Below are 16016 nucleotides of genomic sequence, written 5' to 3'. Positions count from 1 at the left end.
CGGAAGGCTAGGCACGGCCGCTCCGAGGCGCTCAAACTCTGGGTGAACAGAGCAGAAACAAGAGCGAGCGTAAGCGGCCAATGAAAGTGCCGATGCGGCGATGGATAAATGCGCCGAGGCGATCCATGGCTGTTTTTATGTGCACCTTGCGCTTTCCTGATTCGGCTTGACGACAAGGTCTGTCCGAAACGGATTTGCCGAGCGGATCGCACATAAAGTCAGCGTGCGACGATCGACTCCGCGATCCGGTCAGCGAGCTCGCCGAGAATGCGGCTCAGTGCCGCCGCCTGCGCCGGTGCGTCGCGGTCCGTCATCTCCGAAGTGAGCGTCGCCTGTCGCGCCAGGACGACGCGGGGAGGATGCCCCGACAGCAGCGTCCAGCCCGCTTGCATCGTCAGCGTCCCGCTGGCGTTGGCCTCGGAGTCCAGCACCGTGACGACCAGCGTTCGCGTATCGGGCGGTGCCGGCGCATCCGGCAGAACGAATGAGCCGGCCGGCAGGCGCGTCGTCAGGTCTTGCGCAAGCGTGCGCCGCATCATCTGGGCGAGCGGCGCGCCCCAGCGGTCGCCGTCATTCATCGACAGACGGTTCGGTGAAACCTGCGTGACGACTTCGGGCCGATCGAGCACGTCAGGGATATGGACGGCGGTCAGTTGCACGGGCGGTATCCCGTGCGTAGTGAACGGCGCGCTGGTTGGCGTCGCGCTCAGACTGACATAGCGCGTGGGCACGCTATGCCCGCACCCGGCGAGGCTGATGCCGACGAGCGATACGACAAGCGCTGCCAGCCGTACTGGACTGTCCATCACGGGCTCTCCTCGCGCCGTCCGCGCACGAGCGCCTCGGGATGGCGATCGAGATAATCGGCGAGCGCCCGTACGGAGCGGGCCGTATCGGTAAGCTGGTGCAAGGCCGCGGGCAGGTCGTTCTGGCTCGATGCGTCAGCCCCAAGTGTACGGTTCGCAGCCGCGACGGTACGATCGGCGGCATTCGCGGTCTCGCGCAGTTGCGCGACGAGCGGGCCAATTTGCGGTGAGACTTGCTGCAACGTGCGGTCGATCTGCGCGACGGACCGGTCGATGTGCATGAGGCTGTCGCGGATCTGAGGCGATGAACTCAGTGCGTTGATGCGCGCCGCAATGCTGCGTACTTCGTCTCCCGTTTCCTTGATGGGCAGATCGTCTATCTTCTTGATGATCTCGTTGGCTCTTGCCGTGATTGCGTCGATGTCTGCGGACGCGACGCTCGGAATTTCCGGTACGCCGTTTTGAGCGGCGGCAAGCGTCGCACGCGATGCGCCTGTCACGAAATCGAGGTTGACCTTGCGAGGCCCGACCAAAGGCGGATCTTGCGAGAGACGTGCGCGCAACCCTTCAGCGACGAGGCGCTTGAGCATGCTGTCGACGAGCGGCCGCCAATCGCCATTGGCGGGCGGCGCCGCGCCGACGATGCCGAGCTGCGACGGGTCGAGCGAGATCTGCACGGGAGTGCTCAGCGCGCCCGTGGCCGAATCGTAATTGAGGCGCACGCTGGTGACGGTGCCGACATGAAAGCCGCGCAGTTCAACATCGGCGCCGTCCTTGAGTTCGCCTGCCGCGCCTTCGAAACGCACGATATAGTTCACGACGGGACCATGCGCGGGCGCGAGAGCGGGTCGCCGGTCGGCTCCGTCGAAGTGGACGGCAGGCTGACCGGGGCCTGGCTCCATGACGATTTCGGGTCCGGAGAGCATGGCCTTCATCGAGGACGGATCGCTGAAGTCGACTTGTGCGCCGCGCAGGAAGAACCGTGTGCCGCTGCGCAGATACTGTTTTTCGGCCCGATCTATCTTCAGCTTCGCTTCGACGTGCCGCCCATCGGGCGCGAGCGCCACGTCGGAGACGGCGCCTACCTTGACGCCGCGCAGCGTAACGCTAGTATCGTCGGGTTTCATTCCGTAAGCGTCGTTGAATACGACCGTGACCGTCTCGCCGCCGTGCACGAGCGCGCGGACGCCAAGCCATCCTCCCACGCCGAATGCCGCAAGCGGGACGGCCCAGATCCAGCCCGGCCACGCGGTGCGCCGCACCTCGGCCTGCGTGCGGCGCGGACGTGCTCCGTTCATGAGCGTCTCCTGATATGGACGTCCCACATCATTCGTGGATCGAATGCACGCGAGGCCGCCATCGTCAGGAAAACGACGAGCGCGAACGCCGTAGCGCCGATCGCGGGCCTTGACGAAGCCAGTCCGTCGAAGCGGATCAACGGCACGAACGCAGCGATCGTGAACACGTCGACGTTTGACCAGCGCCCAAGCTCGTCGATCCATCGATAGAGATGCGCCTTGACGCGCAGATGCTTGCGGGACCGCCGAGCAACGGAGACGATGAACCAACCCATGCCGACGATCTTGGCGACGGGTATGACGATGCTCGTACAGATGATGAGAATGCCGAGTGGCCACAGGCCCGCGTGAAAGAGCTGGTATACGCCATCGACGATCCTGTGCGGGACGTCGCGACCCAGTTCCATCGAAAGCGTCATGGGATAGAGATTGGCGGGCACGGTCAGCACAAGCGCGGCGAGCGACAACGCGGCAGACCGCGCGACGGCATCAGATTTGCGCGTGCGCAACTTCAGCCCACAGCGCGGACACGCGTGACCCTCGTACGAGACGGGCACGACGAGATCGCACACGAGACACGAAAGGGCGGCTTCGCCTTTTTGAAGCTTCCGTTCGGGAGCGATTGCACGCCAGACAGTCCGGCGATCGAGCGACGCGCGCGTGAGCATGGACATCAGCGCAGCGACGATGAAGCAGTAGCCACCTGGACCGATCGTGCCCGTCAGGTCCTGCGTCACGCGCGCATAGCCAACGAAGCAGCCGACCAGATACACATCGGGCATCGCCCAGATATCGAGCGACAGCGTCCAGCGGTAGACGGCCCCGATGCCCTTGAAGCGCCGTCCTATGAGAATTGCGCCGAGGACAAGCGCGAGACCGCCGAACCGCACGAACGGCAAAACGATGCCGAACGTGCCCAGCAGCACAGCGAGGATGATCCAGCCGTCACGCCATATCGCGACGATGCCTGAAGAAAGTACCGACGAACGCTCGGCGCCAAGCATATGCACCGTCATCAGCGGTGCGAGATTGGCGGGAAGCAGCAGTACGAAGGTGGCCGTCGCGCAGGCCAGCGCCGCGCTCATGCTGCGGCCGCTGCGCCGCTCCAGCGGGTAGTGGCACATACGGCAGCGTGCGAGCATGCGTGCTGTCAAAGGCGGAATGTCCTCGAGCGCACCGCATTCGGGGCAGCCGATTGTCATGTAGCCTCGTTGATTGACTGTCATCTGGTAGCACTATCCGCGCAGCATGTGGCGTTCCAGATGCGTCGAATCGTGCAGCGTGCGAACGCGCTCACGAGTCTGCGCCACCTCATAAAGCCGCTCGACAGCACGTTTACTCACGACACCTGAGGTCGCGACGGCGGCCGATCGACGTCTACTGAAGAACAAAGCTGCCCGATCGGATCGCATTGAAGCCACGCACACTACCCCACTCCATCCGCTCTTTCACTTCGAGAGCGGGCATCGATCAACATCCGGAAAGATGTTAGCGGTGACAACCGGTGCGATTTCACGGCCAAACGGCTGATCGAAATCTCGACAGACGATGAGCGCCGTTCTGGGAACGCTGCGTGAGTGAGGCGACGTCGGACAAAAGAGGCCGGGCGTCCAGGCGCCTGGCCTGTCAAATCGGTTCTGACGGGGAAATGTCCGATACCGCCAGAACCGGCTGCCATCCCGGCCAAATCGCAATGCGGATATCTGCATTCGTCAGTATGCGCCGCGATCCAGCATCGGTGCCGAAGGCCGACACCGCGGGAACCTCCCAAACACCGTCAATACCAGTATCGTGTTGGAACCCGTGACCCCATAGTGTGTTCTGTCTCAGTGCGATCCTTCGCCATGCTCGTACAGCGCTGAACGTTCGCCGGTTTACCTCGTGAGAGAGCCTTGCAGCGGGGACATGCAGCAAGGCGCACCCGTTGAACCGGCGCATATCACGATGGATGCTTGATCAGTGTGTTCCTATCAGACGGTCTGCATGAATGTCGAAGCAAGCATGTTCCGGAAACGAACGTTTCATCGCCCTGAGGGTTGATATCGTAAAGCCGCGCCCGCTGGCGGCGGAAACAGGCACGGGCAGCCGAGATCACCGACTTATGAACCGTGCGAGACAAGCAGAACCCCGTCGCCCCGGAACTTCACTGCGGCGAGGCTTTAGAGCGCGAACCAGCTTCCCGCGGGACGCATGGACCTCGACGCTTTTCCTTAGCGTATGAAATCGCTTGTCCCGTCAAGAACCCGTAATGTGAATCTGGTGACTTTGCTGAGACGGTACTATGGCCTCTTTTGCGCCCTTTCGCGTAAAGCCTGAACATCCACACGAACCGGTGCATCTCGTGTTTGACGAAAAGCCATCGCCATAGCCGTGCGCCGCTGAACGTCCGGGAAGATGCGTCCCGGCCAAGCAGCGACTTGCAGTCAGGCAGGTGCAAAAAGGCGCAGTGTCTAAACCATCGAAGATCGCGATGCGTGTTTCCTGACCAGTGTCGCCCGACTGCGCGATAGGCACCGACGTCTATAACCGTTTGCCCCCGGTCTGACAGCATATTCAATGCTGCCGAGATGAACGCCTCGTCGCCGTGGTGATTCAGTTCACCAGTTACCGCGCGATAGTGTTCGAAACACTCGCGCGCGACAGGGATCAGCTGATTGATAAAGGCCCTGGAGGCAATCAGGAACTCCCCGCCATACCACCGCGGGTTGCGTAGCGTTCTCCCGGCAACCAGTTCGAGGTCTGCAATAACCCGTGCAGCCCCATACGCAAAAAACTCCTGATCGGAAATATCAAAAGCCCCGGCGCCAGCCACTTGGCACCGCCGAAGCAGATTCAAGTCGAGGCCATGCTGGGCGATGACGTCTGTATCGAGCAAAAACAAAAGTTCGTTGTCGGCCAATGTCAACGAGATCTGTTCGAGCAGGTCAAGTTTGAAGTGCGCACTATGGAACGCGACTCCTTCGGGCACCTCCAGTGACGGCGTGATGGGGAAAACGGCGGGTCGCAGCTCAGCGTCAAGACTTGACAGAAAGCCCAGCACTTCCTCTACGTCGTTGGTCGCGATGGTCAGTCGCGGCAGGCCCGCTGCCAACAGGCTTCGATTGAGCGTCACAGCCTGTGAAAGATAACTGAACCGGCCGCAGTTGCGCAGGTTCGGGCTTCCCATGCCGCATCCGGTCAGGAAGACCAGCGCACACGGCACAATGTCGATCTCCGATTTCGGAGATTGCGACACGCTCGATTGTGAGGGCCGCGATGAGGGGTACGGCATAGGCTTGTTCACGCAATACCTCCGCCAGCTCTGAAGAACTGCGACGCTGTCGCACAATACGAAGACGCTCCGTCGACGTACCGCGCACGGACGATAGCGCGCTCGCCGACGAGACAGCCAGCCGTCTGTAAAAGCATGTAGGTGCGCCTTCGGCCGGCGGCAATCACGCAGTGGAGGGAGGCAGGCGCGGCGCCGGCGAACCATCCCATCACTTCGAGGCGCCCATATGCGATCAACGCCTGCGAGGACACGTTCGGTTTCGTCCGGAGGGGCATACCCGTGCAGGGGCTCCAGCGCAAACACGTTGCCGCCCCTCTAAGGCCCAACCGTAATCAGGAGCGTGATGTCGACGACGTAATCCGGCGGCACCGCGCCAGGCCCGAAGTCTCCCGGCAGATAGTGGAACCTGCCGCCATAGTGAATCGTGTGTGAGCCTGTTGGCAGCGGCTTTAGAAGCAGGTAGTACCCGTCAGCTGCCGCCGTGCCGGTTCCGTAAATATGTTCCGGCAATCCAAAGACCCAGCGCAACGCTGCCGTAAATGCGAACCGGTCTGTAGCGACGCGATACGCCGTAATGTTGGTGACCGGGACGTTATCGATAGTGACGAACAGATCCTGAACCCGGTCAGCGAAGCGGTCGGCAATGACCCGTTCGCCCGCCACCGTGGTTGGCGTGTAGGTACCGGGGGGCAGCAGTGTCGAAGAAAAGGTATCCAGCGTCGCCAGCAAGAGGGACGTGCCTGCCGGAATGACGTTCGCAGACTGGTCGCAAACCTGCGGCGTATTGGGCGCGCTGAGCGCGTGAAAGTAAGAACTGGGCGTGGCCCAGTACCAGACGTTACCGCTTTGGCCGGCCGAGATAGGACGTGTACAGCTGATTAGCGGATTTGGAAAAAAGGGGCCGTTGTCGATCAGGTTCACCCACTGCCAGAACGAGACCACCCACTGACGGTAGGTTTTTCCCTCGAAGCGTGCATGGCGCGGGACGACTACATGACTCGCAGACTCCGCCTGTATGGCGGACCTGTTGACGGTGGTATCGGCGGAATCGATGACGGCTCTGTCGACGACTGTCGTGCCGGCTGCGCCATCGGTGCCGCCGCCTCCACACCCGGTGAGGGCGACTGCAATCGTTGTGACGATGGCCGCTGATCGCCATGCCCTGGTGAGTGCCGGGACGAATGCCGCGAGGTCTTGACCTATGTCCGTCATCACGCTCTCCTACCGGTTATAGTTGCTTTGCTCCAGCCGATCGCGTTGTGTGAATGTTTATAGACTTCTGTCACGAACATCGTCGGACAAAAGATGGCGGCTTTTGACAGGTCTTCAGGGCTGAGGCGAACCACGAAGCGGTAGCGTTTGACGACTGGATTGGACCGGGTTCCGGATGGCTTTTTGCGCCGCCGCGCGTGCATGGATGACTTGGCGACATACGATGAACCTTGAAAAGCCGGCCCTCGCGAGCGCCGGCGCGATGGCTGTTTCTCTGTCGCGAACTGACGATGAATCCAGGCGGCGTGCCCTGTTCGCAAAAGCCCAGAGTTACTTATCCCGATTGTCGCAACGACTCCGGGCCGCATCGTCCGAAGCATTGAGAGCGCCATGACACCGGCAACCGCCGGGCGCCCACATAACACGGTAGCGGACCAATCGAAAAACCAGAAAAAGCATCAGCCTGTTCAACGAAGATCGGATCTGGTGAACGACTGAAGTGTGAACCTGACTTAGGACCGGACAATCTGTTTTCTGCATGAAAGTCTCCCCAGTCAGGCGAGACCTTGTATGCCGTACTTTGCCAGCCCTTTCGGCGTCCCGGGACTACGGCGAGTTCCGGGCTTCAGCGCGCGAAACGCGTGCACACAGCCGGAAACGACCGCAAACGATCAGTCGCAACGTGAGAAAGACTCCCTTTTAACGGTTTGCAAGCGGGACTGAAATTCGCCACAGCGTGAAGCAGGCGTCGCCTTCTTGAGTTCAATTCTCACGAAACCGGGAGCACGCAGCAACGTCGCATATGTCCGATCACTGTATGGCCAAACCGTATATCCCGTTTCTGACACCGTAGTAAACGAGACCTCGGCAAACAGGCTGTCCGAAAACGTACGCATCTTTTCCACGCCGCATGTATTGATGTAACCATCGTCCTGTGGTGCCACTGCCAATGCCCGCGATAGCAATGCACGCGGTCCGACATCAGGGTCCGTGAAGACGAAGTCGAATATCGACGATCTTCGACCTAAACCTGGTTGGTACCCAACCAGCAGAGCGGTCGCGATGGAACAGTCAGCTAACACTCACCGCCCTCGTGCGAGGGTGGCGAGTTCGATCCGTGGGCGCGTCCGCATCAAGGTCGATCGCCCGTTCCGGAATACAACACTACTCGATCAGTCAAACAGCGGCTTGAGGAACATGCAGGTGTGGGCGCCGTCACTGTGAATCGCGCCACGGGCAGCGTGACAATTCCTTACGACCATGCCCAGCTAAACAGGGAAAAGATACTCGGTCTGCTGAGCGACCTCGATGTCATCGTGTCCGAGACGGTGCATCCAACGTCGGCGGCGACTGCGGGACCGGGCCAGCCTGGTGGTACTCGCAGCCTGGTGTCGGCCGTCGACGATCTTAACGATGAGCACCGCGAGCATCGCGATCGTCGTTCACTATGAGTGCATGTGCCATGATGAAAACCAGGAAAAAGTCGCGCGGAAGGGGCGCGCAATCGCGGCAGCCGCGAACGCGCTGGCCGATACATCCGATTCGATCAAGTGCAGTGCCGACCGCTTCGGACCACGCCTGTCAAACGCGGCTCATGCCTTGTCGTCATGCAATGACGCACTTACTGCGCTGTGAGCAGCCCCTCGTCGTTTCCCTCAAAGAAGTCTTCTGGATGCCATTGTGAAATCAGCGGGTAATCATCTCGGTGTCTCCACGCTACCTTCGCAAACCTCTCTTCCCCGCATTCGTTACCGGGATTTCCCGAAGTCTCTATCGAAAACGTTCCTGGGATCTGCGTCAAGGACGGAAGGGTCCGTCGTCCCATAAAGCGCAAGCAGTCTTTGCGTCCGATACGTCGGATTTCTGATGAAGTCTGGAGGCTGTCCGGCGTCGTCATTTTCAAGAGGTCGGACGTGCACTGCTGCAAGCGTCGCAGCCGCGTCCGCCTGGAGCTCGATTATTTGCGGGCGGCGACGCCCAGGAGCGCCAAAGAAGCGCCGGTCAACCGCGCGATGACCAGGCCGCGACGATCAGCAGGATGAAACCGACAACGGCGGCCAGCGCATGCAGGACAACGATGCTCTTCGGGAGTGCGCGCTTGTTCCAGTGGTAGGCGAGATTCATCACGACGCCGCCACCACCGGCCACTATGAACAGGACAATGGCCGCCATCGCGAGACCGGGCAACCCGATTGTTAACGCCGCATAAATCAGCAAAGTGACGGCTGCTGCCGCCAAGGCCCCGTGCAGCATTGCCAACCACGCCGGCGGATAGTCCTTGCCCGCGAAACGCATGCCGGCCATGACGAGGCCGCCCAGTGCCGTAACGGCGAGCAGCACGATTACAGTTATGAGCGTTCGGAGCGGCTCCATAAATACCTCCTACGCGGTGAGGCTGGTCGAGAAACGCGGCGATCAATCGTGATGTCTATCGCAGATGACGGTAACGCTCAGCCTGATCGCGCTATGCTCGACATCGCAGCTCGCCAATTACACTCACGATACGCAATTGATGGGCCAGAGCGCAGCGACGGTTACTCGCCTGACGTGACTGATTCCTCGGGCGAGACCTGGAGCCGCCTGTTCCTCGCGCGGAAAGACTGAGGGTCGACTGGCGTCCTCGCGTCGATTCCGGCTTCGAGGTCTGGCAGGGAAAGGCGGTGGGCATCAGGCAGATGGTGTCGCCGCCTTCGACGCCGTGCAGCTTCGCGCTAGATTAGCGCCCGAAAACGGTATTCTTCAGACCGCACATATCCTCTAAACTGCGGCACCCATAACTCGGGTTCACGAGGGAAGCAGCCAACGCCGTGTTCGTCGGCCCAAATGGCGTGGGCAAATCGACGCTAGCGAAGAACGTCGCACACCAGGCGCTGATCCATGGACACACACGGCTGTTCACGATCGACGCCGGCAGTATGCTCGGCGAACTCGCCGCGCTCGATAGCGATTCGACGCTGCGCCGGCGCCTGCGTAGCTATGCTGCGCCCGACGTCCTTGTAATCGACGAGATTGGCTACCGCTCGTACTTGAATCGCCATGCCGATCTCCTGTTCGAGCTTCGTTGATGTGCTCTGCCTCCCGTTTCGTCGGACAGTTCACCAATGTCGCGAACACGGCCTTCGGGACTTTAGTCAGCTTTAGCCAGTCTTCCCTTCGCGAGATGCGGGCCCATGCGTTCCCGAGTACCGGTCGCCCGAGCAGGCGCTCGCTGTTTTAGAACTGCTCGACGACCAGCGCGAAGTCATCGGCGCCCATTATCTGGCCGACATACAGCGCGTCTTACGCGAAGATTTCCGGCGACGCCGGGCGGCAGGTTTCGCGGTTCCGTCCGTCAGCGACTCCGGCTGCTACACCGTCTGGGAGCGCTGCCCGATTTGAATAGATACATGGCTGCCTCAGGTGATTATTTGATCGAGTGAATCACGGATCACGTACCAGACGACGGATGGACAGCATGGGCCCGCATCTCGCGAAGGGAAGACTGGCTAAAGCTGACTAAAGTCCCGAAGACCGTGTTCGCGACATTGGTGAACTGTGCGACGAAACGGGAGGCAGAGCAGGCCGCGATCCAATGGGCGCGAGCGCGAGTATTGACGCGCAGCGACACAGTTGAGAAAGCGCTTGATGACAGTAGCGTTGCATAACCGTTAACCTGTGCGTGAAGTGTGCCATTCGCGATTTTCTGCCTACAGTTCCCCCAAGGACATACGGCGGCGCCATCCGTCCAGGCTCAACAGTTCACCTGCTAGCCTTCCCCGAGCCCGCGGCGGGCAAACGGCCGCAGAAGTCGCCGGTGCATGAGCAACAGCAAGGGCGTTGCGACCATCGACAGTGCAACTACCAGCGTGACGAGTGACGACTGACGCTGATCGATGACACGTGCAGCCAGTGAAGCGGCCATTACCACAAAGGCGAACTCGCCGCCTTGAGACAGGAGAATGGCAAAGTAGGTGCGTTGCGAAGCCGGTACACCAAATCTGTTAGCAAGAAACCACTGCGCGACCGTCTTGATACCGACCAGTGCCACGACCAGTACTGCGACACGTACGGGCTCGCGTATCAACACGCCGAAATCGATCGACATTCCCACGGCAATGAAGAACAGACCGAGCAACAGGCCCTTGAAGGGCGCCATGTCGATTTCCACCTGATGACGATAATCCGAATCTGCCAGAAGGACACCTGCGACAAAGGCGCCCAACGACATTGACAAATGCACGCTCTCCATGAGTAATGCGATGCCGACAATCCACAGCAGCGCAAAGGCAGTGAAAATCTCCAATACGCCAATGCTGGTAATCACGCGCAACACAACGTTTAACAGGTAGCGGCCGACCAGCGTCACCGCGCCAAGCATGACGAGCGCTTTCAGGGCGATCAGCCAACCTGGTTCAGCAGCGGGCGTGGGCACCGCCGGTCCAAGCAACGGCAGAAGCGCAATCAGCGGAATGGCTGCCATGTCCTGGAACAGGAGAATTCCGAACCCTGCACGGCCAGTCGGCATGTCCATCAATTTGTGCTCCTGAAGTTCGGACATCACAATTGCCGTCGATGACAGCGAGAGCGCGAGCCCGCCCGTCAATGCAATACGCCAAGGCAATCCTAACAGGATGAAAACCCCTAACAGCGCCGAGGCACAGACTGTCATCTGCATCGTGCCATAGCCAAAGATCGTGCGGCGCATCGCCCATAGCGCATCAACCCTCATTTCGAGTCCGATCACGAACATCATCAACACGATGCCCAACTCGGAGAAATGGAGAATCGCGTCGATGTCGGTCACCAGCTTCAGTGCCCACGGGCCGATCATCACGCCTGCTACCAGATAACCCAGTACTGCCCCAAAGCCGAGGCGCACTGCTATTGGCACGGCGATCAGCGCCGCTGCAAGAAAGATGACCACGTCGATCAGCAACTTTGCCATGTACTAATTCCGTGACTTTTCGGAGACTTCTGACGGTGCCTCGCAGGCGGGAAAGAAACCGCTCGCCCGAAAGACGACCCACACCGGTCGAAACATGGGATCTTGAGATCTGGCTGTTCCCTCTTTGGGGACGACAGTTGCGTCTAGAATTTCTCGTCAACGATATCGGACCGGCCAGCCGCTCCATAAGAGGAACGGCTTTCAAAAGCGTATGCACCTACGCCTCAGTACAAAAGCCTATGAGCCGCTCGGCCCCTGCGCCGGTGTACCAGTTCCTATCGAGGGGGACGATCTCCGTGCCGCCGGAATAGCGCTGCATGTGCATCTGGAGTTTTACGCGATCGGTCGCTGCCAATAGCGCAACGACGCGAGATACCCCGGGCCTGACACGTTCCGTAATCGCCTTGATCGTTCCGCCTTATCTGTTCCATCGCACCCTTCGAAGACCACGTAGACCTTCGCACCGGTTTGCACGGTCCATTCCGGAGGCTTCACAAGTTCGATCGAAAAGTTGGCGCTGCCATTGCGACCGTATCCAGTCTAGTGACCGCGTGTCCGGGACGGTATTGGACTTTGGTCCTATACAACGCGCAATGGCACAGAACGCTGCCTCGCAGGTGATCGTGCCCGATTGTTTACTCGCGTGTGCGTGCCTGACTACCCTTTCTTTTCGATTGACACTGGCTCATGAATCGCACGGCACGCACAGTCTCCTGACGGAAGCAGGCAAGCACTATATCGACGGCTGTCGGGCAATACTCGAGGAACTCTACCGTCTCGATGCCTCAGTGTCGACCGAGGAAAGGGAGGCAACCGGCGTACTGCGTATTCTGGCGACGGATTCCCTGTCGCCCCAGGTGATGACGGCACTCATTGACGGCTTCCGGCGTCGCACCCGCAGGTGCATGTCTGGCTTACCCTCACAGACCGGGGAGCGGACGGGTTTGAAGAAGAGTATGACGCAGGCCTGCTCGTTGCCAGTCCATCGTTGATTGTATCCAGCTGCCATTAGTGACGCAGAACTTTGTGCCCTGTGCGGCAGCGTCATACCACAGGAGCCGGCCCACGTTGAAGCACATTCCTGCCCGGCTACCGTCTTGATGGATCGATGGCACAGGTAGTGCTCTTCTATCTCGTCGCCGCTTTTTGACGCCAGTCACATGCGCGTTCATCACCTACATGCTCCAGCATGCAAATGCTTCCGGCGATCCCACGCGCTCTTCCGCGCCCGAACCATTCAACGTCTGCTTCTGAATGCGGTGGCGACCTGGCAATGTCCGGGTAAGTGCGCGTCCGTACGTCACCTTACTGGTCGAGAGCACCGGTTCCGTTAACGTTCGACAGAGCGGACGTCGGAGTCTTCAACGGCAGCTTTCCGGCGCGGTGCGTGAACGCGTACTGCCGGGCCAGCGACGGACGGTCGACTTCGCTTCCTCTTCAGTCGTAAAGAAGACGAGGTCCGTAATCCCTGTCCTCTTGCGTTCGCAGTAGAGCGCGCGTTATCACGGTTACCCGACCACCGATTCATGGACGCCATTTACGAGCCATTCTGACGAATCAGCACGGAATCGGATCTACAAAATTCTTGTACGACCCATGCGAACTCGACATCTATCTTACGTTCGGAATCGGCGCGGGCGTGTACGTACCTATCTATCGCAGGGACAACCCAGAGCAAAGCCGAGCCCGGCGATGACATGCTTTCCGGGCTTTTATCGATGTCTGCGTTGTACTGACTTAAGCAACGCTGGTCGGCTCGCCTGACTGGATGCAACCTTGTCGCCGGGTCAAGGGGCAACTCGGTCGTCTATCACGCGCTGTGCGGCGTTAAATCCTGCCGTCAAGGCCTCGTCCACCGTGCCGAAGACGCGGTTTCCTTCTGTGACGAGCCCAATCGGTACGCCTACTGGTCTCCTCGGGTCCGCTGTATAGATACTCACTACTGCAATGTACCCCACTGGTGGCCCATAGGTGAATTCGCTTGACAGAGCCCGCACAGACTCAAGCCGCACGGTGATCTCAAAGCCTTTGTACGAGTACATTTTTTCCATTGATTCACTCCCAGCTTGACAGACCGCGAGGCGCTCACATTGATGCCGGCCTGCTGCCAGCGTCGCCTTGTCGCCCGTCATCGCCTGATTCCATGACGTACAGACAATCGCCGCCGCTGTTGACCAGCCCCTAGCTCTCGACGACATAGCAATCGAGCAGCCTTATATGGGACCAAGCGAACTGATACCACTGCCGTCAACCTCGGTGACGGCTTGCGTAGGGATCGATCGGATATGCGTTCATCGCGCGCCCTCAGTTCGTCAGCTTATCGGCACCTAAAACGAAACGCCAGAACAAAGTTAAACATCTGTTCCAACGTTGATGGGCAGCAGGCCAGATGAAGGATACAGCGTTTCTACTGCTGCTTTCCATGCCTTGGGCCGTGGGCTGCCTGAATCGATATCCGGCGCCAGCTTCGATAGCCGCAGATTTCCGCGTCGTGCCAGGTATCCGCACGACGACGACCAGCGGTGCTGCGACATGCCCTCGCCGCCGACGGATTAGACCAAGGTCCAATACAATTTTCCTGCACGGCATCCTACTCTAGCTACATTCCGAGTGACATACCACACTCGTCAACGGCGCAATGCCGCCGTTGAAGCCGGGCATCATGGCGCAGGCTAGCGAGCCAGCGTGTGTTGCACAACCCCAGACATCGCTACGCGTACAAACTGCCGCGTGCATTGTCGCTATCGCCTCCCAGCAAAATTCGATTGCGCCGGGCAATCGGTATTGCATGGAGGCTTGAAAATGCACGCTATTTGCCGGCACAAACGGTGAACCCGCATGAATGCAGTAAAGCTGTTTCTCGAAGCTCAGCCATTGTTCACACTCTTCCTAACCGTGGCACTCGGCTACATCGTCGGGGAAGTGAACATCAAGGGCGTCTGCCTCGGATCCGGAGCGGTCCTGTTCGTCGGTCTCGCCATTGGCGCCTTTGCGCCCAAATCGTCCCCACCGGCCCTGCTAGGTACGCTCGGACTTTTGCTTTTCCTCTACGGAATTGGTATCCAGTATGGCGCACAGTTTTTTAAGGGCCTGTCGAGCCCGGACGGCATCAAGGCGAATCTGGCGGCCTGTCTGGGCGTACTCGCAGCCGGTATCGGCGGGTGGTGTCTCGTCCCGCTCGCAAGCTTCCGGCTCGCAGATGCGCTCGGCATGTTTGCCGGGACCGGTACAAGTACAGCCAGCCTTCAGGCGGCAATTGCGACGCTTAAGAACAACGATGCAGCCGTGGCGTACAGCGTCACTTATCCTATCGGCGTGGCCGGACCGATTCTGTTTCTTCTCCTACTGAAGGTAGCTTTAAAGCCAAAAATCGACACACCAAACGCAAAGATCATCGATATGGCCGAGATCGCGCTGGCGAATGCCGATTTCATTGGGCTTAAACTGTCCGAACTGACCGCTCGCCTTCCGCAAGGTGTCGCCATTGCCGCTGTGCGCCGCAAGCATCACAACCAGTTACCAGCCGCGGACCTGGTGTTGTTGCAGGACGACGTTTTGCTTGCCACAGCGACCGATCCGGAACTGTTGCGCAAGACCGCGGAACTTTGCGGTCAGTTGCAACCCGGCAGAATAGCGAGCCATCGAGAAGATCTCGATTACATGCGTGTGTTCGCGTCGAGTCCGCGTGTGGTTGGCAGGCCCCTGCGTGAATTGCGCTTTCCCGAAGGAGTCACATGCTCAGTCGCTCACGTGCGACGTGGCGACGTAGACCTTCTGCCCAGCCCCGAAATTGTGCTGGAGACGGGCGACCGCGTTGGCGTGCTCGTAAATCGCGCGCATATGCCCATCATTCGCGCGTTCTTTGGTGACTCGATCAAAGGCACGGCGGATCTGAGCTTTGTCAGCCTCGGGATCGGCGCTGCAGCCGGCCTGCTGGCAGGCGCCGTCGCCCTGCCGCTGCCCGGCACGGGCGGCTTTACTTTGGGTCTCGCCGCGCTGCTGATACTCGCGCTCTGCCTCGGTAAGGCGCGGCGCAGCGGCCCATTCGTGTGGGTCATGCCGTTGTCGGCGAACCTGGTTCTGCGCAATCTCGGACTGACCATATTTCTTGCACAGGTCGGCATTTCATGCGGACCGAAATTCGTCGACACGGTTGGTACAACTGGGCCCCTGTTGCTGCTGTTCGGGGTTCTCGTCTTGCTGATGCTTGTGCTCGTCACCGCCGTATTCTCGATATGGGTCTTCAAACTCCCGTTCGATGCAGCGGTCGGCGTCATCTGTGGCGCGACAGGCAACCCGGCCATCCTGGCGTTCGCTAACCGCATCGCACCTACGGATCGCCCGGACGTAATGTACGCGATGATCTTCCCGTCCATGACCATCGTGAAAGTGCTCTTCGTGCAGTTCGCGATTTCCCTCTCGTAACGATCGCCCGTACCAGAGGAGATACTCGATTCGAACTCGCATTCGGATCGTCTGCTGCGACGACGCGGTGCAGTGGTGCA

10 protein-coding genes and 1 pseudogene are annotated in these 16016 nt (G+C 59.7%); 3 read left to right on the top strand and 8 right to left on the bottom strand.

Going from position 1 to position 16016, the window contains the following annotated elements:
- Nucleotides 1–218: 218 nt before the first annotated feature.
- From BMW76_RS33205 to BMW76_RS33180, 5 genes are all read right to left on the bottom strand, one after another.
- The gene (locus BMW76_RS33205; RefSeq protein WP_090872969.1) at nt 219–806 is read right to left on the bottom strand and encodes a PqiC family protein; all 588 of its coding nucleotides are present in this window, start codon (nt 804–806) and stop codon (nt 219–221) included.
- Nucleotides 806–2104 (bottom strand): MlaD family protein, encoded by a 1299-nt coding sequence (locus BMW76_RS33200; RefSeq protein WP_090872968.1) that lies wholly within the window; start codon nt 2102–2104, stop codon nt 806–808. Before BMW76_RS33200 ends, BMW76_RS33205 begins: the two co-directional genes overlap by 1 nt.
- Nucleotides 2101–3306 carry a paraquat-inducible protein A gene (locus BMW76_RS33195; RefSeq protein ID WP_090873018.1) on the bottom strand — a complete coding sequence of 402 codons (1206 nt, stop codon included), beginning with the start codon at nt 3304–3306 and terminating at the stop codon, nt 2101–2103. The genes BMW76_RS33200 and BMW76_RS33195 overlap by 4 nt, the downstream gene beginning before the upstream one ends.
- 941 nt (nt 3307–4247) lie before the next feature.
- The gene (locus BMW76_RS33190; RefSeq protein WP_143062385.1) at nt 4248–5387 is read right to left on the bottom strand and encodes a response regulator receiver protein; all 1140 of its coding nucleotides are present in this window, start codon (nt 5385–5387) and stop codon (nt 4248–4250) included.
- A 303-nt stretch (nt 5388–5690) separates the two neighbouring features.
- Nucleotides 5691–6587 (bottom strand): hypothetical protein, encoded by an 897-nt coding sequence (locus BMW76_RS33180; protein ID WP_090872962.1) that lies wholly within the window; start codon nt 6585–6587, stop codon nt 5691–5693.
- A 1205-nt stretch (nt 6588–7792) separates the two neighbouring features.
- Between BMW76_RS33180 and BMW76_RS40655 the strand changes: the two genes are divergently transcribed.
- Entirely contained in the window at nt 7793–8038 is a 246-nt protein-coding gene (locus BMW76_RS40655) for a hypothetical protein (RefSeq protein WP_143062384.1), read from the top strand.
- 550 nt (nt 8039–8588) lie between these two features.
- Here the strand turns inward: BMW76_RS40655 and BMW76_RS33170 are convergent.
- On the bottom strand, nt 8589–8960 hold the full coding sequence (locus BMW76_RS33170) for a hypothetical protein (RefSeq protein WP_090872959.1): 372 nt from the start codon (nt 8958–8960) through the stop codon (nt 8589–8591).
- A gap of 404 nt (nt 8961–9364) precedes the next feature.
- On the opposite strand from BMW76_RS33170, the pseudogene BMW76_RS33165 reads away from it, so the two are divergent.
- A pseudogene (locus BMW76_RS33165) lies at nt 9365–9646 on the top strand (ATP-binding protein); the annotation flags it as partial.
- A 686-nt stretch (nt 9647–10332) separates the two neighbouring features.
- Here BMW76_RS33165 and BMW76_RS33160 read toward each other — a convergent pair.
- Together BMW76_RS33160 and BMW76_RS42885 are read right to left on the bottom strand one after the other, a co-directional pair.
- Nucleotides 10333–11511, bottom strand: a complete 1179-nt coding sequence (locus tag BMW76_RS33160; protein ID WP_090872956.1) for a monovalent cation:proton antiporter-2 (CPA2) family protein — start codon at nt 11509–11511, stop codon at nt 10333–10335.
- A gap of 217 nt (nt 11512–11728) precedes the next feature.
- Nucleotides 11729–11911, bottom strand: a complete 183-nt coding sequence (locus tag BMW76_RS42885; protein WP_407669054.1) for a polyphosphate kinase 2 family protein — start codon at nt 11909–11911, stop codon at nt 11729–11731.
- Between the two features lie 2438 nt (nt 11912–14349).
- Here BMW76_RS42885 and BMW76_RS33140 point away from each other — a divergent pair.
- Nucleotides 14350–15936, top strand: a complete 1587-nt coding sequence (locus BMW76_RS33140) for an aspartate-alanine antiporter-like transporter (RefSeq protein ID WP_090872954.1) — start codon at nt 14350–14352, stop codon at nt 15934–15936.
- Nucleotides 15937–16016: the final 80 nt, after the last annotated feature.

The organism is Paraburkholderia diazotrophica, assembly GCF_900108945.1.
GTDB classification, from domain to species: domain Bacteria; phylum Pseudomonadota; class Gammaproteobacteria; order Burkholderiales; family Burkholderiaceae; genus Paraburkholderia; species Paraburkholderia diazotrophica.
This window is presented reverse-complemented; position numbering and strand designations above follow the sequence as displayed.